Annotated in this window: 17 protein-coding genes; 10 read left to right on the top strand and 7 right to left on the bottom strand. The window is 68.6% G+C overall.

The window, feature by feature from the left end; translation table 11 throughout:
• Positions 1 to 59: 59 nt before the first annotated feature.
• The 4 genes from AB4Y64_RS05575 to AB4Y64_RS05560 all read right to left on the bottom strand — a co-directional run bounded on the left by AB4Y64_RS05575 (position 60) and on the right by AB4Y64_RS05560 (position 2,202).
• A complete protein-coding gene (locus AB4Y64_RS05575) occupies positions 60 to 800 on the bottom strand; it encodes a 2OG-Fe(II) oxygenase (RefSeq protein WP_441815452.1) in 741 nt (246 codons plus the stop codon).
• Positions 797 to 1,339: a methylated-DNA--[protein]-cysteine S-methyltransferase gene (locus tag AB4Y64_RS05570; protein WP_441815451.1), complete on the bottom strand. Its 543-nt coding sequence runs from the start codon at positions 1,337 to 1,339 to the stop codon at positions 797 to 799. The genes AB4Y64_RS05575 and AB4Y64_RS05570 overlap by 4 nt, the downstream gene beginning before the upstream one ends.
• A gap of 92 nt (positions 1,340 to 1,431) precedes the next feature.
• Positions 1,432 to 1,890: a GNAT family N-acetyltransferase gene (locus AB4Y64_RS05565; protein WP_441815450.1), complete on the bottom strand. Its 459-nt coding sequence runs from the start codon at positions 1,888 to 1,890 to the stop codon at positions 1,432 to 1,434.
• 12 nt (positions 1,891 to 1,902) lie between these two features.
• The gene (locus AB4Y64_RS05560; protein ID WP_441815449.1) at positions 1,903 to 2,202 is read right to left on the bottom strand and encodes a DUF2782 domain-containing protein; all 300 of its coding nucleotides are present in this window, start codon (positions 2,200 to 2,202) and stop codon (positions 1,903 to 1,905) included.
• A gap of 115 nt (positions 2,203 to 2,317) precedes the next feature.
• On the opposite strand from AB4Y64_RS05560, the gene polA reads away from it, so the two are divergent.
• Positions 2,318 to 5,098, top strand: a complete 2,781-nt coding sequence (gene polA / locus AB4Y64_RS05555; RefSeq protein ID WP_441815448.1) for a DNA polymerase I — start codon at positions 2,318 to 2,320, stop codon at positions 5,096 to 5,098.
• A gap of 518 nt (positions 5,099 to 5,616) precedes the next feature.
• On the top strand, positions 5,617 to 6,105 hold the full coding sequence (locus AB4Y64_RS05550; RefSeq protein WP_441815447.1) for a DUF421 domain-containing protein: 489 nt from the start codon (positions 5,617 to 5,619) through the stop codon (positions 6,103 to 6,105).
• Positions 6,106 to 6,153: 48 nt separating this feature from the next.
• Here AB4Y64_RS05550 and hemF read toward each other — a convergent pair whose 3' ends face one another.
• Positions 6,154 to 7,080, bottom strand: a complete 927-nt coding sequence (gene hemF, locus AB4Y64_RS05545) for an oxygen-dependent coproporphyrinogen oxidase (RefSeq protein ID WP_441815446.1) — start codon at positions 7,078 to 7,080, stop codon at positions 6,154 to 6,156.
• A 151-nt stretch (positions 7,081 to 7,231) separates the two neighbouring features.
• Between hemF and AB4Y64_RS05540 the strand changes: the two genes are divergently transcribed.
• Positions 7,232 to 8,938, top strand: coding sequence for a DUF3300 domain-containing protein (locus tag AB4Y64_RS05540; RefSeq protein WP_441815445.1), 1,707 nt, complete (start codon positions 7,232 to 7,234; stop codon positions 8,936 to 8,938).
• Positions 8,939 to 8,951: 13 nt separating this feature from the next.
• Entirely contained in the window at positions 8,952 to 9,854 is a 903-nt protein-coding gene (locus AB4Y64_RS05535) for a DUF2950 domain-containing protein (RefSeq protein ID WP_441815444.1), read from the top strand.
• A 100-nt stretch (positions 9,855 to 9,954) separates the two neighbouring features.
• Here AB4Y64_RS05535 and AB4Y64_RS05530 read toward each other — a convergent pair whose 3' ends face one another.
• On the bottom strand, positions 9,955 to 12,339 hold the full coding sequence (locus AB4Y64_RS05530) for a prolyl oligopeptidase family serine peptidase (RefSeq protein ID WP_441815443.1): 2,385 nt from the start codon (positions 12,337 to 12,339) through the stop codon (positions 9,955 to 9,957).
• A gap of 178 nt (positions 12,340 to 12,517) precedes the next feature.
• On the opposite strand from AB4Y64_RS05530, the gene AB4Y64_RS05525 reads away from it, so the two are divergent.
• The 4 genes from AB4Y64_RS05525 (at position 12,518) to AB4Y64_RS05510 (ending at position 18,705) form a co-directional block, all read left to right on the top strand.
• Complete coding sequence (locus tag AB4Y64_RS05525) at positions 12,518 to 13,966, top strand: cytochrome ubiquinol oxidase subunit I (protein ID WP_441815442.1); 1,449 nt, start codon at positions 12,518 to 12,520, stop codon at positions 13,964 to 13,966.
• Positions 13,966 to 14,979: a cytochrome d ubiquinol oxidase subunit II gene (cydB, locus tag AB4Y64_RS05520; RefSeq protein ID WP_441815441.1), complete on the top strand. Its 1,014-nt coding sequence runs from the start codon at positions 13,966 to 13,968 to the stop codon at positions 14,977 to 14,979. The genes AB4Y64_RS05525 and cydB overlap by 1 nt, the downstream gene beginning before the upstream one ends.
• Before the next feature lie 131 nt (positions 14,980 to 15,110).
• Positions 15,111 to 15,380, top strand: coding sequence for a YcgL domain-containing protein (locus AB4Y64_RS05515; protein WP_441815440.1), 270 nt, complete (start codon positions 15,111 to 15,113; stop codon positions 15,378 to 15,380).
• 52 nt (positions 15,381 to 15,432) lie between these two features.
• Entirely contained in the window at positions 15,433 to 18,705 is a 3,273-nt protein-coding gene (locus tag AB4Y64_RS05510) for an ankyrin repeat domain-containing protein (protein WP_441815839.1), read from the top strand.
• A gap of 48 nt (positions 18,706 to 18,753) precedes the next feature.
• Here the strand turns inward: AB4Y64_RS05510 and AB4Y64_RS05505 are convergent, their stop codons facing one another.
• Positions 18,754 to 20,583, bottom strand: a complete 1,830-nt coding sequence (locus AB4Y64_RS05505; protein ID WP_441815439.1) for a monovalent cation:proton antiporter-2 (CPA2) family protein — start codon at positions 20,581 to 20,583, stop codon at positions 18,754 to 18,756.
• A gap of 155 nt (positions 20,584 to 20,738) precedes the next feature.
• Between AB4Y64_RS05505 and AB4Y64_RS05500 the strand changes: the two genes are divergently transcribed.
• Together AB4Y64_RS05500 and AB4Y64_RS05495 are read left to right on the top strand one after the other, a co-directional pair.
• A complete protein-coding gene (locus AB4Y64_RS05500; protein WP_441815438.1) occupies positions 20,739 to 21,608 on the top strand; it encodes an energy transducer TonB in 870 nt (289 codons plus the stop codon).
• A gap of 9 nt (positions 21,609 to 21,617) precedes the next feature.
• The gene (locus tag AB4Y64_RS05495) at positions 21,618 to 22,463 is read left to right on the top strand and encodes an energy transducer TonB (protein ID WP_441815437.1); all 846 of its coding nucleotides are present in this window, start codon (positions 21,618 to 21,620) and stop codon (positions 22,461 to 22,463) included.
• The last annotated feature ends 2 nt before the right edge of the window (positions 22,464 to 22,465 follow it).

Here is a 22,465-nt window from a genome sequence, read left to right as displayed (position 1 = left end):
GGCCAATAACTTAGGACTCCTAAGTTTTAGTTGCAAGAGCGGTTGTCGGGCAGGACCGCTCAGCGCGCGTCGTGGAAGATCACGCCCAGTGCGTGGCGCCGGCCCGAATGAATGCGGCTGACCCCGTGCCGCATCTGCACCCGGTAGACACCGCGCGTTCCCCGTACAGGCCGCTCGCGCACGGCGAACACCGCGGCATCGCCCTGCTGCAATGGCACCACCTCGGCACGCGACTGCATGCGCGGACGCTGCTCCGTCAGGACCAGTTCGCCGCCATCGAAGTCGTGTCCGGGCCGGGAAAGCAACACCACCAGCTGCAGCGGGAACAGGTGTTCGCCATAGACGTCCTGGTGCAGGCAGTTGTAGTCGTCACTGTCATAGCGCAACAACAACGGCGTCGGCCGGCTCTGATCCGCATCGCGGCAACGCGCGATGAGCCGGTCGTGCTCGTCGGGGAATCGCACGTCGTTGTTCATCGCCTCATTCCAGCGGTTGGCGATGGTGGCCAGCCGCGGGTAGATCGCCGTGCGCAGGGCCGCGACCGTGGCCGGGAGCGGATACGCGAAGTAGCGATACTCGCCCCGCCCGAAACCATGGCGGGCCATGTTCACGGTGCTGCGGAAGCCGTCGGGCCGGTCGTACAGGCCTGCGATTGCATCGCAGTCGGCCGGCTCCAGCAGCGCCGGTATGCGCACGCAACCGCGGGCGTCGAGCTGTGACGACACGCCCGGCCAGTCGATCCAGTCGATCCGCTGCATCAGGCCCTGGGTCTTCCAGTGTGGTCGCAGGATCGCGCTCATGCCCAGGCCTCGCGTTCCAGCAGGGCGCGCTTGCGGGCAACGCCCCAGCGATAGCCCGACAACGCGCCATCGCGACGGACAACACGGTGGCAGGGAATGGCCACGGCCAGCGTGTTGGCGGCACAGGCGGCGGCAACGGCGCGGACCGACGCGGGCGCGCCGATGCGCGCGGCGACGTCGCTGTAGCTCGCCGTGGCTCCGGCCGGGATCGTGCGCAACGCAGCCCAGACGCGCTGCTGAAACGGACTGCCGGCGATATCCAGCGCCATGTCCAGCCCGCGCCGCGGTGTTTCGATCAGCGCGCCAACGGCCCGCACATGGCGGGACAGGCCGTCGGCGTCGGTCAGCAGATGCGCCCGTGGCCAGCGCTGCTGCAATTCGCGCGCGACTTCGTCGGCATCGTCGCCCAGCAGGATGGCGCGTAGTCCGCAGACCTCGCCGGAGGCGACTGCAACCAGGACATAGCCGAGTGTGCACGGCGCCACGGCGAAGCGGAGCATCTCGCTGGCGGCGTCATTGTGGAGCGTGGAAGTGTTCATCGCGTGCCTCGCAGGCGGGGGACGCGAATGACTCTAGGCGGCAGACGGACCGCCCGATATCCGGTTCTTGCAACTACTTCAACGCAGCCCCTTCAGCACGGCCCCTTCAGCACGGTCCCGAAATGGAACGCCTCGATGCGCAGCCCCTCGCGCAGGTAGAAAGCATGCGCATCCTGGCGGTGCGTGCCCGAATCCAGCTGCAGGCGCGCGCAGCCCAGGCGACGTGCCTCGACCTTGAGCCAGTCGAGCATGGCCTTGCCGTAACCGCGGCTGCGCACGGTGCCGTCCACCACCAGGTCATCGACGTAGACATGCTTGCCTACCGCGAGCATCTCCATCACCCGCCAGCAGGCGAACGACCGTGGCGTGCCGCCATCGTCGAACAGCACCGTCGCGCGGCAGCCTTCGTCGATCTGCCGCAGCATCTGGGCAACGAAACGGTCCTCGTCGAACTCCGGCCGCAACTGCGAGACCAGCGGCCAGATCGCGCGCAGGCCGGTTTCGGCGGTGAGCGTGCGGATGTCGTGTCCGCGGTCTTGCAATGTCGTCATCGTGCGCTTGGGTTACCAGCTGAAGAGCTTGTACTGCACCGGCGAGATCGGGCCCTCGCCCTTGCTGCTGTCGAGGATGCCGTCGCCGTTGTTGTCCACCAGGTAGTAGACAGGGCCCCGGGCCGGGGTGATCTTCACGACCCGAAGCTGGCCGGCGACGCGGTATTCCTCGAGCACGTCACCGCCTTCGACCGTCCGCGTACGTACTTCCGCGCCCTGCAGGCCGGCCGTCGGATCGTCTCCCGCGCCCATGGTCGCGCACGCCGTCAAGGTGAGCGGCAGCAACAGGAAGGCGAGCAGGCGGTTGCGCATGGCGGTCTCCAGATCCGGTGGGGGTCGCAGGGCGACAGCATACGCGCTCGTACCCACCACGGCGGTGACGCCGCGTCGACATGCCGCCCCGCAAACGACCCCGTAGAATCGGCCCATGAACCAGCCGACCCCCCGCCTCGTCCTGATCGATGGCTCCAGCTATCTGTACCGCGCCTTCCATGCGCTGCCGCCGCTGACCAACGACGCCGGCGAGCCGACCGGCGCGCTGTTCGGCGTGGTCAACATGCTGCGCGCGACGCTCAAGGAACAGCCGAGCTACATCGCCTTCGTCGTCGATGCGCCGGGGCCGACATTCCGCGACGAGCTCTATCCGGATTACAAGGCCAACCGGCCGCCGATGCCCGACGACCTGCGCGCGCAGGTGCAGCCGATGTGCGACATCGTCGAGGCGCTGGGCATCACCATCCTGCGCATCCCGGGGGTCGAGGCCGACGACGTGATCGGCACCCTGGCGCTGCGCGCCGCCGAGCAGGGCATCGACGTCACCATCTCCACCGGCGACAAGGACTTCGCCCAGCTGGTGCGGCCGGGCATAGCCCTGGTCAACACCATGAGCGGCAGCCGCCTGGATTCGGAGGCCACCGTGATCGACAAGTTCGGCGTGCGCCCGGACCAGATCATCGATCTGCTGTCGTTGATGGGCGACACCGTCGACAACATTCCCGGCGTCGACAAGTGCGGCCCGAAGACCGCAGCCAAGTGGCTCGGCGAATACGGCACGCTCGAAGCGGTGATCGCCAACGCCGACCAGATCAAGGGCAAGATCGGCGAGAACCTGCGTGCGGCACTGCCGCGCCTGCCGCTGAACCGGACGCTGACGACGATCCGCACCGACCTGGAGCTCGAGCGCGCGCCGACCGAACTGGCCCTGCGCGCGCCGCACAACGACGATCTTCGCGTGATGTACGCGCGCTACGGCTTCAAGCAGGCGCTGAAGGAACTCGAAGGTGGCGGCGGTGCGGGTGACGACAGTCGCGGTGGCGGCGCGGGCGTGCGCAATACTGCTGCCGGCTACGCCCGCTCCGCATCGGCTGCGGGCGAAGCTCCGCCTCCGGAACTGGCTGCACCCGGCGAGTACGAAACCATCCTCACCCAGGACCAGCTCGACGCCTGGATCAACCGCCTGCGCGAGGCCGACGAGTTCGCGTTCGACACCGAGACCGATTCGCTCGACCCGATGCAGGCGCGCCTGGTCGGCCTGAGTTTCGCCGTGGAAACGGGTCGGGCCGCCTACCTGCCGCTGGCGCACGATTACCCGGGCGTACCGGCGCAGCTCGACCGCACCGAGACCCTGGCCGCACTGGCGCCGCTGTTCGCCGACGCCAACAAGAAGAAGCTCGGCCAGCACGGCAAGTACGACCTGCACGTCCTGCGCCGCAACGGCATCGAGGTGGCCGGCTACGCCGACGACACCATGCTCGAAAGCTTCGTCTACAACGCCACCGCGACCCGTCACGACATGGATTCGCTGGCCAGGCGCTACCTCGGTTACGACACCATCAAGTACGAGCAGGTCGCGGGCAAGGGCGCCAAGGCGATCTCGTTCTCGCAGGTCGCCCTCGACGACGCCACACGCTACGCCGCCGAAGATGCCGACGTGACCCTGCGCCTGCATCGCGCGCTGGCGCCGAAGCTGCTCGCCGAAGCGGGCCTGGAACGCGTCTACCGCGACATCGAGATGCCGCTGGTGCCGGTGCTGGCGCGCATCGAAGCCAACGGCGTGATGATCGACGGCGACGAACTGCGCCGGCAGTCGGCCGATCTCGGCCGGCGCATGCTCGCCGCGCAGCAGAAGGCGACCGAGATGGCCGGGCGCAGCTTCAACCTGGATTCGCCCAAGCAGCTGGGGCAGTTGCTGTTCGACGAACTCAAGCTGCCGGCGCTGGTGAAGACGCCGTCGGGAGCGCCATCGACGAATGAGGAAGCGCTCGAAGCGATCGCCGAGCAACACGAACTGCCGCGCGTGATCCTCGAATACCGCGGCCTGGCCAAGCTGCGCAGCACCTACACCGACAAGCTGCCGGAGATGGTCAACCGCGACACCGGCCGCGTCCACACCAGCTATCACCAGGCCGGCGCTGCCACGGGCCGATTGGCGTCGAGCGATCCGAACCTGCAGAACATCCCGATCCGCACCGACGACGGTCGCCGCATCCGCCAGGCCTTTGTCGCCCCGCCGGGTCGGCGCATCGTCGCCTGCGACTACTCGCAGATCGAGTTGCGGATCATGGCCCACCTGTCGGAAGACGCCGGCCTGCTGCGCGCGTTCGAGTCGGGAGCCGACATCCACCGCGCCACCGCCGCCGAGGTATTCGGCAAGGCGATGGAAGACGTCAGCGGCAACGAACGCCGCGCGGCCAAGGCCATCAACTTCGGCCTGATGTACGGCATGGGCGCGTTTGGTCTCGCGCGCCAGCTGAGCATCTCCCGCGGCGAGGCGCAGGACTACATCGCGCTGTACTTCAGCCGTTACCCGGGCGTGCGCGATTTCATGGAGCGCACGCGCCAGCAGGCGCGCGAGCAGGGCTATGTCGAAACCGTGTTCGGCCGGCGCCTGTACCTGGAGAACATCCAGGCCCGCAACCAGGGCCTGCGCGCGGGTGCCGAGCGTGCCGCGATCAACGCACCGATGCAGGGCACGGCCGCCGACATCATCAAGCGGGCGATGATCACCATCGATGCCTGGCTGGCCGGGCAGGGCGAACGCGCGCTGATGGTCCTGCAGGTCCACGACGAACTGGTGTTCGAGGTCGAGGAAGGCTTTGTCGATACGCTCCTGGCCGAAGTCGGATCCAGGATGTCCGGGGCGGCCCAGCTGAGGGTGCCGCTGGTGGTCGACAGCGGGATCGGAGCGAACTGGGACGAGGCCCACTGAGCCGTCAGAGGACGCCGCCAGCCGACGGACGGCCAGGCCGGGAGATCGCCTCGGCGGGGTCGGGCCGTCGGCGAGTTTCGTGCCAGCGCATTCAGTGTTTCGCTGAACGGGAAAAACGCAGGGGTAAGCGTTTTCTCAGAATGAATCTGTCCTGAATCCAACAAATTGTTAACCCGGATCTTCACGAACCATCCATGTACGGAATGGTCATATAGGTCGCGACAGGTGCAACGCCTGTCGTAGATCTCTCCCTCCCCTGGAGTGATCCCCCGGAGCGAAGACCCCTCCCCAGGTCCCGCTCCACCAGCCCCGCCGGCCCCCCCTGCCTGCGGGGCTTTTTATTGTCTGCGCTTTTTGCGCAGGCAATAAAAACCCAAAGTTTGCGTTGCAAACCTTGGGCCCCGCTATGTGCTTCCGATCCCCAGCGCCCGACACCGTCAACGTGTGCCCCGGCATTCGCCGGTAAGACGCGAGGCCAGTGGTGCACAATCGCCGCGACCCTCACGCTGGAGCGCCGCATGTTCGAGATGTCGATGCCGTGGTGGGAGTTCGTCTTCCGCGCGGTCGTGGTCTACGTCGTGCTGCTGGCGATGATCCGCATGTCTGGCAAGCGCACGATGGGGCAGTTCACCGCATTCGACATGCTGCTGATCGTGCTGCTCGGCAATGCAGTGCAGAACGCACTGCTCGGCAAGGACACCTCGATGACCGGTGGGCTGTTGCTGGCGGCCACGCTCATCGTGCTCAACTGGCTCGTGGGCTATATCACCTCGCGCAGCAAGGTCGCCGAGCACCTGCTGGAAGGCGCGCCGGTGGTGCTGGTGCGCAACGGGCACGTCTATCGCGACGTGCTCAAACGCGAACTCGTCAATCGCGACGACCTCGCCAAGGCCATGCGCGAGTCCGGTTGCAGCGACATCGAACGGGTGCGGCTGGCGCTGCTGGAAACCGACGGCCACATCACGATCATGACGAACGACCAGAAGGACGACGGCAGCGACGATTGATCGGGCTGCGCCCTGTCCAGGAGCGCGGCGCGGCAATCGCCGCGCTGATCAGCGAACGAGTTCCTTCAACCAGTCGCGCGGTCGCAGGTAGTCGGCCAGGCGCCCTTCGGCGCTGCCGTCCTCGGGGGTGAACCCGTACTCCCAGCGCACCAGCGGCGGCAGGCTCATCAGGATCGATTCGGTGCGGCCGCCAGACTGCAATCCGAACAGCGTGCCGCGGTCGAACACCAGGTTGAACTCGACATAGCGTCCGCGACGGTACAGCTGGAACTGGCGCTCGCGATCGCCATGGGGCGTGTCGCGGCGGCGCTCTACGATCGGCAGGTAGGCATCGAGGAAACCATCGCCGACCGCGCGCATGTAGGCGAAGTCCTGGTCGGCGTCTTCGTGCAGGTCGTCGAAGAACAGCCCGCCGACACCGCGCGTCTCGTTGCGGTGCTTGAGGAAGAAGTACTCGTCGCACCAGTGCTTGTGCTTGTCGTAACGCTGCTGGCCGCCGAACGGCTCGCACAGGTCACGCGCGACGCGGTGCCAGTGCAGCACGTCGCCATCGAACGGATAGAACGGGGTCAGGTCGAAGCCGCCGCCGAACCACCACGCCACGGTTTCGCCGTCGCGGATCGCGCGGAAGTGGCGGACGTTGGCGTGGGTGGTGGGCAGGTACGGGTTGCGCGGGTGGAACACCAGCGATACGCCGACCGCGCGCCACGACGCGCCGGCCAGCTCCGGCCGGGCGGCCGTGGCAGAGGGTGGCAGCCTGGTGCCGGAGACATCGGAGAAGCCGATCCCCGCCTGCTCGAAGACGCCACCGTCGCGAAGGATGCGGGTGCGTCCGCCGCCGCCCTCCGCGCGCTGCCACAGGTCTTCGCTGAAGCGCGCGCTGCCGTCCACGGCTTCGATGGATGCGCAGATGCGGTCCTGCAGGCCGGTGAGGTAATCGCGGACGGCGTCGAAGCCGGGGGAGGGCTCGGTCATGTTCACAAGAAACTTGCAGGGGTGGTGCGCATGATAGCCGCCGCCTGAACCAGGGGCCGCACCGGAGCCGTCATGGCCGGGCGGCAGCAGGATTCAAACGCCACAGCGTTGGGAGTCGTCCGTGCGCAACCATCGTCGAATTGGCCTTCTCATGGTCCTGTTGTCGCTGGCGGCATGCTCCGGCGACAAGACGCCCGCGCCGGCTGCCACAGCGCCGGCACCCGCTCCGGCCGCGCCGGCTGCCGCGCCCGCCGCCACACCCGCTGCGGCGCCTGCGGCCTCAACGTCGTTCAGCAAGGAAGAGCTCGACCAGATGGTCGCGCCGATCGCGCTCTATCCCGATCCGCTGCTGGCGCAGGTGCTGATGGCGGCGACCTATCCGGGCAACGTCGCCGATGCCGCGGCGTGGTCGAAGGCGAATCCGAACGCCAAGGGCGATGACGCGGTCAAGCAGGTCGCCTCGCAGCCGTGGGATCCAAGCGTGCAGGCGCTCGTGGCCTTCCCGCAGGCGCTCGACACGCTTGGCCAGGATCCGGCCTGGGTGCAGCGCCTGGGCGACGCGTTCCTGGCCCAGCCCGATGCCGTGATGGATGCCGTGCAGCGGCTCCGCCGGCAGGCCCAGGCCGCCGGCAACCTCTCGTCCAACCAGTACCAGAACGTCACCGTGCAGGCCGCGCCGGCAGCCGCGCCCGCGCCCGCCGCAGCGCCATCCGACGGTGGCACCACGGTCATCCAGGAAGCACCGCCGCCGGCCGAGCAGACGATCATCATCGAGCCGAGCGACCCCGAAGTCGTCTACGTGCCGTCGTACAACCCGACCCAGGTCTATGGCAACTGGGCGTATCCGTCCTATCCGCCCGCGTACTACCCGCCATCGCCGGGCTACTACGCCGGCAGCGCACTGATGGCCGGTCTCGCCTTCGGCACCGGTATCGCCGTCACCAATGCGTTGTGGGGCGACTGCAACTGGGGCAGCAACGACGTCGACATCAACGTCAACCGCTACAACAACATCAATACCAACCGCACCATCAACAACAGCAACTGGCAGCACAACTCGCTCAACCGCGATGGCGTGCCGTACCGCGACAACGCCAGCCGCGAGCGCTACGGCCGGCAGATGGATGGCGCGCAGAACCGCAACCAGTTCCGCGGCGACGACCCGGCCCGCGCCGACGCCCGCAACCGCGCCCGCAGTTCGATGGAGAATCGCGGGATCGACTCGCCTGCCGCGAGCAACCGCGAAGCGCGCGATCGCGCACAGGCGGCCAATCGCGACCTGCGCAACAATCCGCAGGCGCGCGACCGCGTGCAGGGCGGCGGTGCGCAGACGCGCGATGCGCAACGCGAGCGCGCCCAGTCCGCCGCGCAGCAGCATGCGGCGCGCGACCGTTCCAAGCCGACCGACCTCGGGGGCAACCGCCCCAATGCCGCGCAGGACCTTGCCTCGCGCGACCGCTCGCACAACGCCGATCGTGACCGCGCCCGCACCGCCGCCGGCGGCGGCGCCGGCAACCGCACCCAGGCCGATCGCCAGCGCGCCCAGCAGACCGCGCAGAATCGCCAGCAACAGCGCCCGCAACAGCAGCAGCACCGGCAGACGCAGGGCAACAACCAGGCCCGGCAGCAGGCGCGCACGCAGCACGCGTCGCGGCAGTCGCCCAGCAACAACGCTTTCGCCGGCGCGCACAATCCGCAGCAGTCGCGCGCGCAGGCCAATCGCGGCGGTGCCAGCCATGCTTCGGCCCAGCGCTCGCAGCAGCATCGCGGCGGAGGTGGCGGCGGTGGTGGTGGTCATCAGGTGTCACGTCAATCCCATCCGCCGCAACGCCAGGGTGGCGGCGGTCGTGGTCGCTGAGGGGGACTCATCCATGAAATCCGTCCTGCGCATGCTTCCTGTAGCGATGCTGGCACTGCTGGCCGTGCCGGCATGGGCGCAACAGGCCTACCCCACGCCCGACGCGGCTGCCGAGGCATTCGTCGCCGCGCTCGGCACGCAGCGCGCCGACGAGCAGAAACTCGCAGCGCTACTGGGGAACGACTGGCGCGAATACATCCCGATCGCCGGCGTCGACCGCAGCGATGTCGAGGCGTTCCTCAAGGGCTATCGCGAAAAGCACGTCATCCAGACCGGCAAGGACGGTCGCGCGCATCTGGCCGTGGGCAAGGACGCATGGACGCTGCCGATCCCGCTGGCCAAGGGCAAGGGCGGCTGGGCATTCGACACCCATGCCGCGACCGAGGAGATCCGCGTGCGCCGCATCGGCCGCAACGAGGACGACACGATCGAATCGGAACTGGCCTACCACGACGCGCAGACGGAATACGCGCTGGTGGATCGCGACGGCGACGGCGTCCTCGAGTACGCGCAGAAAGTGCTCAGCACCGATGGCCTGCACGATGGCCTGTACTGGGCCGACGACGACAGCGGCCAGGTCAGCCCGCTGGGGCCGTTGTTCGCCGACGCCGAGCCTGGCAGCGACTGGCATGGCTACCACTTCAAGATCCTGACCGCGCAGGGGCCGTCGGCGCCGGGCGGCGCCTACAGTTACCTGCTGGGCAAGAACATGAGCCGCGGTTTCGCCCTGGTCGGCTGGCCGTCGAAGTACGGCGATACCGGCGTGATGACCTTCATGATCAGCCACGAAGGCGATGTGTTCGAGAAGGACCTCGGCCCTGACAGCGAGAATCTCGCCAAGGCGATGACGAAGTTCGATCCGGACAGCAGCTGGAAGGAAGTGAAGCCGGACGTCGCGGCGGCTGCGTCGAAATGAGCAGCCCTTCTCCCGCTAGCGGGAGAAGGTGCCTGCGGGCGGATGAGGCAGGCCCCTCGTCCCGCGCCTCTCCCGCCAGCGGGAGAGGGGGAAAGTCGGATTACTTCAGCGTCCGCTCAAACAACTCATAGATCCGGCGGTACTCGTCGTACCAGCTGTCCGGGTGCGTGAAGGTGTGACGCTCCATCGGGTACGGTGCGATCTCCCACTTGTCCTTGCGCAGCTCGATCAGCTTCTGGCTGAGCATCACCGAGTCCTTGAAGAACACGTTGTCGTCGATCATGCCGTGCGCGATCAGCAGGTTGTCCTGCAGGCCGCCGGCGAACTCGATCGGTGACGACACCTTGTACGCCTGCGGATCAAGTTCGGGCGTGTTGAGGATGTTGCTGGTGTACTCATGGTTGTACTGCGACCAGTCGGCGACCGGGCGCAGCGCCGCGCCGGCCTTGAACGTGCCCGGCGAGCGGAACAGCGCCATGAACGTCATGAAGCCGCCGTAGCTGCCGCCGTAGATGCCGGCATGGTCCTTGTCGCCGCCCTTGTTGGCGACCAGCCAATCCAGGCCGTCCAGGTAATCCTCGAGCTCCGGATGGCCCATCTGGCGGTAGATCGCCGTGCGCCAGTCGCGTCCGTAGCCTTCGCTGGCGCGATAGTCCAGGTCGAGCACGATGTAACCCTGCTGCACCAGCAGGTTGTGGAACATCTGCTCACGGAAGTAGTTCGGGTAGCGATCCGACACGTTCTGCAGGTAGCCGGCGCCGTGCACGAACATCACGACCGGATACTTTCGCGAGGGGTCCGGATTCTTCGGGCCGTAGTACTTGCCCCAGACCACGCCGGCGCCGTGCTTGCTGGGCACCTGCACGTACTCGGGCTTGATCCATTCGCGCGCCTTGAACTCCGGCTTGCGCGTGTCGGTCAGCTGCACCAGGCCGTCGCCGCTGGTGTTGACCACCGCCAGCTGCGGCGGCATGTAGCTGTCGGAATGGCGCACCAGCACCTTGGAGCCGTCCGGCGACAGCGAGAAGTCCTCGACGCCGTCGAGCGAGGTCACTTCGCGCACGTCGCCGCCGTTGCGGTCGACCGCGCAGACTTCATAGTCGCCCGGCCACTTGCGGTTGCAGACGAAGTAGAAGCTGCGGCCGTCGTTGGACAGCTGCGGCGCCGACACTTCCCACTTGCCCGAGGTCAGGGCGCGCGACTTGCCGCCGCCGTCGTTGACGTACAGGTGCGAGTAACCGCTGCGCTCGGACAGGAACCACAGCGCACCATCGTTGGTCCAGCCGAAGTCGTTGAAGCCCCAGTTGATCCAGGCCGGGTCGGTGAGGCGGTCGCGCAGCGCGAGCTTCGCATCGCCGCCTGCCGGTGCGATCGTCGCGATCCAGCGGTCCTTGTTGTCGACCGCGCGGATCAGCACCGCGGCCTGGCGGCCGTCGCTGCTCCAGTGGATCGCCGGGCCGGTGCCGTCGCCATCGGTCTCGATGCGGACCGCGCGATTGCCCTTGAGCGGATCCTGCTTGGCGGCCTTGCGCATCGCCGCCAGCGGGTCGGCCTGGATGCCGGACAGGGTGTCGAACTTCAGCTCGGTCGCCTTCGATGCGTTGACATCGACCAGCCACAGCTTGTGCGCCACCGGCGCGTTGCGGCCGACGCGGACACGCACGTCCTCGAATTCCTCGTAACCCGATTCGGTCACGTACTTGGGCATCTTGCCGGCCTTGCCGTCGTCGGCGTCCTTGGCCGAGGTGACGACCAGCAGCCACTTCGCGTCCGGCGACAGTGCGCTGTCGACGATCTTGACGTCATCGCCGAGGTAGGTCGGCGCGGCGGCGCGGGTCGGGTCGGCCTGGCGCCACTGCTCGTTCTGCAGGCGCGCAGCTTCCTTCTGGGCGCGGTCGTTCTTGAGCGTGGCGATCATGTCGAGCTGGCGCGTGCGCAGGTCGTCGGCCTTCGGTGCGGCCGCCGGGTCCTTCTCGGCTTTCACGACCGCCGCCTGCGCGGTGCCCTGGCCGGCACGCCACTGATACCAGTCGTTGCCGCTGCGGAAGACCAGGTTGCCGTCGCTGCTCCACTGCGGCGTGGCCTCGTCGTCGTTGCTGCGCGTGACCTGGGTCAGCGCACCGTTGCGCAGGTCGCGGACGAACACGTCGCCATTGCGCACGAACGCCATGCGCGTGCGCTGTGCGTCGAGCACTGGCTGGGCGGCATCGAGGTCGGTCCGTGCGGCGCCGTCGAGACGGGCAGCGGTACCGCCGGCGATGCCCTGCTGCCAGGTGTCGCGGATCGTCTCGCCTTCGCGGCGCAGCAAGTACTGCACGCGCTGGCCATCCCATGACCACCAGGCCTGGTCGACCGGCGGCCCGATCCAGTCCGGGTCGGCCATGGTCTGGGCCAGGGTCAGCGGGCTGGGGGGCGTCTGTGCGTGGGCGCTGGAAAACAGCAGCGTCGACAGGGTCAGGGCAGTGGCAAGCGGCGTAAGGCGCATTGGGTCGGGACCGGGCGTATGGACAAGGCGGGTGTGCAGCAAACCGCCGAAGCGTATCAGTCCGCGGGTTTGCCGGATCGGGTCATGCGTCATGGGAAACACTGAAGTGACCCGGGCGAACGTGACAGCCCCAGATGCGCGGCGCACAATCATGTGCAAGAAGTCACGGAGTTGCACCGTGGACGCACTGTTGCTGTCGCGCATCCAGTTCGGCTTTGTCATCTCGTTCCACATTCTGTTCCCGGCCTTCACCATCGGCCTGGCGAGCTGGCTGGCCTTCGTCGAATGGCGCTGGCTGCGCACCCGCGACACGTCGTGGCGCGATCTGTATTTCTTCTGGACCCGGATCTTCGCCCTGTCGTTCGGCATGGGTGTGGTGTCGGGCATCGTCATGAGCTTCCAGTTCGGCACCAACTGGGCCACGCTCAGCGAGCAGGCCGGCAACATCCTCGGGCCGCTGCTCAGCTACGAAGTGCTGACCGCGTTCTTCCTGGAGGCGACCTTCCTCGGCGTGATGCTGTTCGGCTGGGGACGCGTCAGCGAACGCATGCATTTCCTCGCCACCTGCATGGTCGCGCTGGGCACGCTGATCTCCACGTTCTGGATCATCTCGGCCAACAGCTGGATGCAGACGCCGGCCGGCTACACCATCGTCGATGGCGTGTTCGAACCGGCGAGCTGGTGGCAGATCGTCTTCAACCCGTCGTTCCCGCTGCGCCTGGCGCACATGGTGCTGGCGGCGTTCATCACGACGTGCTTCGTGATCGGTGGCGTCGGTGCGTCGTACCTGCTGCGCGGCGTGCACGTCGAGGCGGGCAAGCGGATGCTGAAGGCGGCGGTGATCTTCGCGGCCATCACGGTGCCGACGCAGGTCATCGTCGGCGACCAGCACGGCCTGGTCGCGCTGGAACACCAGCCGATCAAGGTCGCGGCGATGGAAGGCCACTGGGATCACTATCCCAAGGGCGAAGGCGTGCCGCTGGTGCTGTTCGCCGTGCCCAATGAAAAGGCCGAGCGCAACGACTACGAGGTGGCGATCCCGAAGCTGGGCAGCGTGATCCTGACCCACACGCTCGACGGTGAGGTGCAGCCGCTGAAGTCGGTGCCGGCCAGCGAGCGGCCGCCGGTGAAACCGGTGTTCTATGCATTCCGGGTGATGGTCGGACTGGGCACGCTGATGCTGCTGTTGGCGATGGCGTCGCTGTGGATGCTCTGGCGCGGTCGCCTGTACCAGTCGCGGATCGTGCTGCTGGGCTGGAAGACGCTGATGCTCTCCGGCTTCGTCTGCATCCTCGCCGGCTGGTACGTGGTCGAGATCGGTCGCCAGCCCTATGTCATCTACGGCCTGTTGCGCACCGCCGACGCGGTCAGCCCGATCCTCGCCGCGGCCAGTGTGATGACCTCGCTGATCGTCTATGCGCTGGTCTATGCCATCGTCTTTGGCGCCGGCATCTGGTACCTGCGCAAGCAGGTGCTGAAGGGCCCGCTGCCGCACGAACCGCCGCAGCACACCGAAGGCGGCGACAAGACGCCGGCGCGGCCGCTGTCTGCAGCAGTGGACGACAGCGCGGTTGATGGCCGCACGGTTGCTGGCAGCACAGTTGAAAGCAGCCCGGAGGGCGCGTGATGGACATGGCGACCGTGCTGCCGGTGGTGTGGTTCGGCGTGATCGGATTTGGCGTACTGATGTACGTCGTGCTCGACGGCTTCGTGCTCGGCCTGGGCATCCTGGCGCCGTTCGCCGAAGACGAGCACCAGCTCGACCACATGATGAACACCGCCGCCCCGATCTGGGACGGCAACGAGACCTGGCTGGTGCTCGGCGGCGCCGGCCTGCTGGCCGCGTTCCCCAAGGCCTACGCGGTGGTGCTGTCGGCCTTGTACCTGCCGGTGCTGCTGATGCTGATCGCCCTGGTCTTCCGCGGCGTCGCCTTCGAGTTCCGCTTCAAGGCGCATCGCAGCAAGCCGGCCTGGGGTGCGGCGTTCTCGCTGGGCTCGATGCTGGCCGCCTTCGCCCAGGGCGTGATCCTGGGCTCGCTGGTCGAAGGCATGCCGCTGCAGGGCGGAAAGTACCTGGGCGGCGTGTTCGGCTGGTTCAGCCCGTTCTCGATGCTGACCGGCGTGGCGGTGGTGTTCGGCTACGCGCTGTTGGGCTCGACGTGGCTCATCCTCAAGACCGAGGGCCGCATGCAGCTGATCGCACGCAGCCTGACCCGCCCGCTGGTGCTGGTCGTGGTCGCCTTCATGGGGCTGGTCAGCGCCTGGCTGCCGTTCCTGGACTCGCGGATCATGGCGCGCTGGTTCGACGGCCCGAACTTCTGGTGGCTGGCGCCAGTGCCGCTGCTGGCCCTGGCCAATGCGTTCGCCCTGTGGCGGGCGGCGATGCGCGAGGGCCGCGATGCCGCGCCGTTCCTGCTCACCCTGTGCTTCTTCGCACTCGGCTTCGCCGGGCTGGTCCTGGGTATCTGGCCCAACATCGTGCCGCCGGCCCTGACGATCTGGGATGCGGCCTCGCCGCCGTCCTCGCAGGGCTTCGTGCTGGTCGGCCTGATCGTCCTGCTGCCGGCCATCCTGGGCTACACCTACTGGTCCTACAGCGTGTTCAGGGGCAAGGTCGCGGCGGACGCCGGCTACCACTGATTGCTGCGCCGTCGCCTTTACCATTGGCGCCCAATCCTGAATCCCCCGTTGTGCGCGTGCGCCACAACGACAGGTATGCTGTGTCCAACATCACGTTGCGGCCGTATTTGCCGCTGCTTTCGTCCGGACCGATGCAAGCCTACGTCTACAAGAGCCTCCGCAAGGCCGACACCTACGTGTACCTCGCCAAGCGCGACGACTTCGCGCGCCTGCCCGAACCGCTGCGTTCGCAGCTGGGGGCGATGCAGTTCGTCCTCGAATTGGTGCTGACGCCGGAACGCAAGCTTGCGCGCGGCGACGTGGCCGTGGTCCGGGAGAATCTGTCGGCGCGCGGTTTCCACCTGCAGTTCCCGCCGACCCAGGCCGATCCGATGACGGAGGACTGGGGCACCGATGCCTGAGCAGATTCCGCTGCGAACCTCACCGCCGCCGCGACCCTCGCCGTCGCTGCCTATGCGGCTGGGCGGCCTGCTGGCCGGCGCGATCGCGCTGGGCCTGGTCGCCGGCCTTGGCGGCATCGTCGCCGTGCTGGCTGGCGTTGTGGCGCAACCGCTGGCGGCGCTGGCCGTGCGCGGCTGGCGCGATGGCGGCCTGCCGACACGCAGCGAGGCAGTGCGCGAGGCCGGTGTGCTGGCGCTGCTGTGGGCGGCGGCAGTCGCGGTCCTGGCCGCGGTCGTCGCCTGGCCGCTGTCTTCACTGCTGCAGACCGGGTCGCTGACTTCGGCACTTGGCCTCAGTGCGGTCGTCGGCGTGGCCCTGCTCGGATTGTGGCGGCTGTGGCCGCTGTGGCTGGGCATGGAGCGCGAAGGCGGACCGCTGCGCGAGCACTGGCAGGCCCTGGGCGAACTCGAACTCAGCGCCTGGCGCGGGCTCGGCGTTGCCGCGATCGTGCTGGCGCTGGCCGCGGCGGTGCTGATGCTGGCCTGGCCGGGACTGCTCGGCGCCGGTACACGCTGGATCCTCGCCGTCGTGTTCGCACTGGCCGCACCGGGCCTGCACCTCGTCCTGCAGCAAGTGGCTCCGGCCGATCCGCTGCCGGGATTCGCCTACGACGATGACGGGGAAGAAGACGAGGAACCCGTTGCCCTCGTCGACGGCGAACCGCTGGCCCCGGCGCTGTACGCCGCGGCTCGCAGCGGTCGCGTTGAACGTGCGCTGGAACTGATCGAACTGGGCGCCGACGTCACCGCGCCGCCGCCGGCCGACGAGCGAGACCAGCGCAGCCTGGCCGTGCTCGCCGCGGTGCTGCCCGACCTGCGCCTGCTGCGCACGCTGATCGCCAACGGCATCGACCTCAATGTCACGCACGCCGGCATGAACCCACTGCTGGCCGCCACCCGCGACAGCTGGCACGGGCGTCCGGACGCGGTCATGACCCTGCTTGCCAATGGCGCCGACCCGCGCCTGACCGACGCCGAGGGCAACACCCCGCTTCACCATGCCGCGCGCAGTTCCGACCCGGGCGTGGCGGCGCTGCTGCGCGATGCCGCGGCCGAGCTGGATCCGCTCAACCACGACGGTCTGTCGCCGCTCGGCGTCGCCTGCGCCGGCGGCAACTGGCGCCTGGCCAAGTTCCTGCTCGAGCGCGGTGCGCGCCCGGAGCCGGCCGGTGGCCAGCCGGTGCTGCTCGCCGCCGCCGGTGGCGACGAGGACGACGTCGCCGGCGTTGGCCTGCTGCTCAAGCACAAGGCGCGCGTGGACGGGCGTGACCGCCGCGGCCGCAATGCATTGCACGAAGCCGCCTACGCCGGCCACCTCGACATTGCCGCGGCGTTGCTCGCCGCCGGCGCCGACGCCGATTCGCGCGACCTGGAAGGACGCAGCCCGGTGCTCGAAGCGGCACGCGGCGGCCATCTCGATCTGCTCGAACGCCTGCTCACGCAACTGCCGCGCGGTGGCGCCGACGCCGCCCTGGCCATCGACAGCCGCGGCCGCAACGCGCTGGTGCTGGCATGCATGGCCGAGTCGCCGTCTCCGGCGCTGGTGCAGCGCCTGCTTGATCTGGGCGTGGACGCCGAGCAACGCGACGCCGACGGCAAGCGCGCGATCGACCGCGCTGCCGAAGCCGGGCGCTGGTCGCTCGTGGCCGCGCTCGACCGCGCCTATCCGTTGCCGTCCGCGCTCAGCGAGGAAGGCGAGGACGATGCGCCGTTGCCCGATCGCGCGCCGACCGTGCTGCTGCGCGATGGCCTGCGCGACGGCCGCGCCGGAGAGCTGGGTGGACTTGCGCAGCTGCTCAGCGCCAGCGAACGCGGCGCGCTCCTGCACGACGACGAATCGGCGGTCTCCGCCACGCGCGTGGACTGGCTGCTGGCGCAGGGCGCCGATGCCGAAGCGCGCAACGCGGCCGGCGATACCCCGGTGATGGCATTGCTGGCACGTGGCGGCGACGCCCTGCCGTCGCTGCTGGCGTTGCTGCGCCGCGGCGCTTCACCGGCCGGTGCCGGTGGCCTCGCCCGCTTCCTCGCCGCCTGCCATGGCGGCGACGCCGACGGCGCAGCGGCGGAGTCGCTGGCGCTGGAACTGATCGAACGCGGCGCAGACCCGTTCGCGCGATCGCCCGCCGGCGATCCTGCGCTGGCGTTGGCGGTGCGACTGGACTGGCCGCGCGTCGTCGAACGCCTGCTCGCAATCGGCGTCGACCTCAATGCCCGCGACAGCCATGGCATGAGCGCGCTGCACCTGGCCGCCGCACTGGGACGCGACGGCATGCTCAAGCGCCTGGTGGCGCAGGGCGCCGCTCCCGACCTGGTGGCCGCCGACGGCCAGACCCCGTTGGGCGTGGCACTGGCTTCGGGCCGGCGCGACCTCGCCGACTGGCTCGACTGGCGCGGCTGGCCGTTGCCGCGGCGTCCGCTGCAAGCGCAGGACGTGCCCGCGGCCGCGATCATGGGCGATGCCGACGCAGTGCGCCGCCTGCTCGACCTGGGCCTGGCGGTCGACGCGGTCGACGCACAGGGCTGCACGGCGCTGCTGCGTGCGTCCGGTGGCGGACACCGTGCCGTCGTGGACCTGCTGCTGGCGCGCGGCGCCGACCCGAAGGCGACGGCCAATTCCGGCGCGACGCCACTGTCGGCGGCGGTGAGCATGCGCCATGCAGAAATCGTCGATCGACTGATCGCTGCCGGCGCGCCGCTCGAACAGCGGTTGCCCGGTGACCTCACCGTGCTGATGGTCGCCTGCGCACTCGGACTGACCGACCTGGCCGCGCGCCTGCTCGCCGCCGGTGCCGACGTCCAGGCCTGCGATGCGCAAGGCCGCCAGGCGCTGCACTGCGCGGCGATGTACGGCTTCAATGCGCGCGAACGTTCGCGCCTGGTGGCGCTGTTCGACACCCTGCTGCTGGCCGGCGTCGACGCCGATCATCCGGCGGCCGGCGCCACGCCGCTGCTGCTGTTGCTGGGTGCGCGCGCCGAACCCGGCACGGGCGCCGACGAGGACGTGCTGATCGCCGGCATGCAGCTGCTGATCGACCACGAGGCCGCGCTCGACGCCAAGGACCCGCGTGGCTTCGGCCCGCTGCACCTGGCGGCGCTGCACGGCCTGCTGCGCGTGGTCCAGTTCCTGATCCGCGCCGGCGCCGATCCGGACCTGCGCGACGCGCTCAACCGCACCCCGCGCGAGATCGCGGTGATGCGCGGTTTCATCGACATCGCCGCGGAGTTCGCGCCGCCGGCCTCAGGCCAGAACGTGTCGATGGCGCGCTTCCTGCGCGAACCGCGCTGACGCCTCGGCATTGCTCACGTCATCCCGGCGAACGCCGGGGTGACGTGGTTACTCCTCGTCCAGCACGTTCGCCTCGTTGCGCGTCGCATCGGCGATCTGGCCGAGCATGCCTTCGCCGAAGTCGGCGTTGAACAGTTCCTCCAGTTCGCGTCGCGCATCCTGCGTCGACTGCAGCAGCGCGTCCTCGTCGTCGCGGATCAGGTACTGCGCGCGCAGCAGCCGCTGGTCGTGCTCGCGGAAGCGCTCGGCATGGTCGCGCGCCACGTCCTCCGGCAGACCCAGTTCGACCAGCACCTTCTCGCCCATGCGCAGGCTGCTGTAGAAGGTTTCGCGCAGCGCCCGCGCGCCCAGGTCCATCAGCTCCCAGGCGTGGCGGCGGTCGCGCGCGCGCGCGAACACCGTCGCCTCCGGATACAGGCGGCGGATGGTGCTCACGGTGTGCAGGTTCTCCTCGACGCTGTCGATGGCGACCACGAACACCTTGACGTTGGCCGCACCGGCCGAGCGCAACAACTCGCTCTTGGCCGGATCGCCGTAGTAGACCGGGTTGCCGAAGCGGCGCACGAAGTCGACCTGGTCGGCGCTGTGCTCGATGCCGATGAAGGGAATCTTCTGCGCCACCAGCAGGCGCGCCACGATCTGACCGAAGCGCCCGAAGCCGGCGATCATCACCTGCGGCTGGCCGTCGTCGGGGAAAGTGTCGAACTCGCGCTCCTGCTTGCGCGTGCGGTTGGAGGCCAGCAGGCGCCCGATCGCGATCAGCAGCAACGGCGTCAACGCCATCGACACGCCCACCGCCGCGGCCAGGCGGTCGCGCACCGGGTCCTCGATCAGGCCCGCCTTCACGCCTTCGTTGAACACCACGAACGCGAACTCGCCGCCCAGAGCCAGCACGCCGCCCAGCTTCAGCGCCGCGCGCGGATCCAGCCCGCCCGGTCGCCGCCCGATCAGGTAGAGGATGGCGAACTTCACCACCATCAGCACGGCTACCAGGCCGGTGATGATCCACGGCTCCGACAGCACCCGCTGCAGGTCGATGCTCATGCCCACGGCGATGAAGAACAAGCCGAGCAGCAGGCCCTTGAACGGATCGATCTGCGCTTCCAGTTCGTGGCGGAATTCCGAGTCGGCCAGCAGCACGCCGGCGATGAACGCACCCAGGCCGGCAGACAGCCCCGCGATCTGCATCAGCCATGCGCTGCCCAGCACCGTCAGCAACGCCGCGCCGGTGAACACCTCGGGCATGTTCGCGCGCGCGACCACGCGGAACACATGCCGCAGCAGCACGCGACCGCCGATCACCAGCGCCGCCATTGCGCCGACGGCCTTGACCACCTCTTCCCAGCTGAACTCGGCGGCGCCGGCGCGGCCCAGCAGCGGGATCGCCGCCAACAGCGGGATCGCCGCAAGATCCTGGAACAGCAGGATGCCGAACGCGACACGACCATGGTCGGTGGTCAGTTCCTTGCGTTCCGACAGCAGTTGCAGACCCACCGCCGTGGACGACAGCGTCAGGCCGAGGCCGACGACGATCGCCGCCTGCCACCTCACGCCGGCGACCATCGACAAACCGCCCAGGGCCAGGCCGGTCAGCAGCACCTGCAGCCCACCGATGACGAACACCGGCTTGCGCATCACCCGCAGGCGCGCGGCCGACAGCTCCAGTCCGATCACGAACAGCAGCATCACCACGCCGATTTCGGCGGCGGTGAGCACGCGCTCGGCCTCGGTGACGACGCGGAAGCCGTACGGCCCCAGCGCCACGCCCGCGGTCAGGTAACCCAGCACCGCGCCCAGCCCGAAGCGGCGGAACACCGGCACCGCGATCACCGCGGCCAGCAGGAACACCAGAGCCAATTCAAGACCGCCGCTGTGCATGAGCACCTCCTGGACGGAGTATAGGTGGCGCGCATCGCATCCCGACTGCAGCGCCTTCACCCGGACCCACTGCGATGCGCCGGCAAGCGGCAAGGGCTTGCATGGAGCCCCGTTTCCGGTTCTGATCTTCGCAGCTCATGGATGGGGGAGATCGCATGGCAAGGCAGGGATGGCTGGCGCTGGCACTGGTGCTGCTGGGCACGGTGGCGCAGTCGCAGGCGCAAACGCGGTCGCGCGCGCCGGAGGAAGTGCGAAAGCAGATCGTGGTCACCATGCTGGTGACCGGTACGGTCGATATCGAACGCGATGGCAGCGTCAGCGGTCACGCCGTCGACAAGGTCGACGCGTTGCCAGAATCTGTCGTCCAGCTGGTCGACGCCGCCGTGGCCACCTGGCGCTTCGACCCGGTAATGGCTGCGGGCCAGGCAGTCGCCGCGCGCAACCATTTCAGCCTCAGGGTCGTGGGCAACCAGGGCGACAACGGCGACTTCTCGCTGAAGATCGCGGGCGTCAGTTTTGGCAAGGGTGACGACGAGGGGATCCCGACCCGGCGTGGTCGACTGGCGCCGCCGCGCTATCCCCAGGGCCTGGCGCAAGGCGGCATCGGCGGCACGGTCTATCTCATAGTGCGGATCGGTCGCGACGGCAGCGTCGAGGACGTCATCGCACGCCAGGTCAATCTGCGTGTCGCGGCGAGACCGAAGGAGATGGAGCGCTTCCGCAAGGAGTTCGCCGACGTCTGCGTCACCAAGGCGCGCCAGTGGAAGTTCGATCCGCCGAAAAAGGGCGAGGACGTGGCGGCATCGTCGTGGTCCGTGCGGATTCCGGTCGACTTCTACGCACCGGACCGGCCGCAGCCGGCGTACGGACACTGGGAAGCCTACGTCCCCGGCCCGCGCGTGGCGGTGCCGTGGCGGGACAACGCAGACGACGCGCGCGATCCCGTCGACGCGATCGCCGCCGGCGGCGTCTATTCCGACAACGACACAGGCCCGCGCCTGCTGACACCGGCAGGGCAGGGGTAGGAGACGCCAATGAAATTCATCCGATGGATTGCGACGTTGAGCCTGATGTTCTGGTTCACCGCTGCCCTGGCCGCCGGCCCCGCTGCGGTGCGCAAACAGGTCGAATCGACGCTGCTGGTGGCTGGCATGATCGACATCGAGCCCGACGGCAGCGTCAGCGGCTATACCCTCGACCGCGGCGCGGAGTTGCCGCCAGTGGTCACCGCGCTGCTCGACAAGGCCACGCCGGGCTGGAAGTTCGAGCCAGTCGAGATCGCAGGCAAGCCGGCGAGGGTGCGTACCGCGATGAGCGTCCGCCTGGTGGCCAGGCGCGCGGCAACGGGCGACGGTTTTGATGTCCGCATCGCCGCCGGAAACTTCGGCAATCCGAACGAGGAAGGATCCCTCGCGAGCGCATCGTTGAAGCCGCCGGCTTATCCGATGGACGCCGCAAGCGCAGGCGTCTACGGCACGGTCTATTTGATTGTCCGCATTGGCCGCAACGGCAACGTCGAGGACGCCATCGCCGAACAGGTCAACATGAAGGTCATCGACAGCGAGGCCGGGCTGGAGCGCTGGCGCCGCGTGCTGGCGAAGGCGGCGGTGCGCGGTGCGAGCGCCTGGACGTTCACCCCGCCGACGCGCGGCGACGAAGTCGATGCCCCATTCTGGCTGGCGCGCGTTCCGGTCGACTTCGTTGCCCACGACGCCAAACCGCTGAAGTACGGCGAGTGGGAGGCGTACGTCCCGGGCCCAAGGCAAAGCGCGCCATGGATTGGCGCGATGGATACCTCACTGGGCGCCGATGCCGTCGCCAATGGCGCCATTCAACCGTTGGGAACCGGGCCGAAACTGCTGACGCCGATCGGCGGCTGATC

It is taken from the genome of Lysobacter sp. TAF61 (assembly GCF_052113485.1).
GTDB lineage: Bacteria > Pseudomonadota > Gammaproteobacteria > Xanthomonadales > Xanthomonadaceae > Lysobacter_J.
Note: the sequence above shows the minus strand (reverse complement) of the source record. Positions and strands in the feature narration are given on the sequence as shown.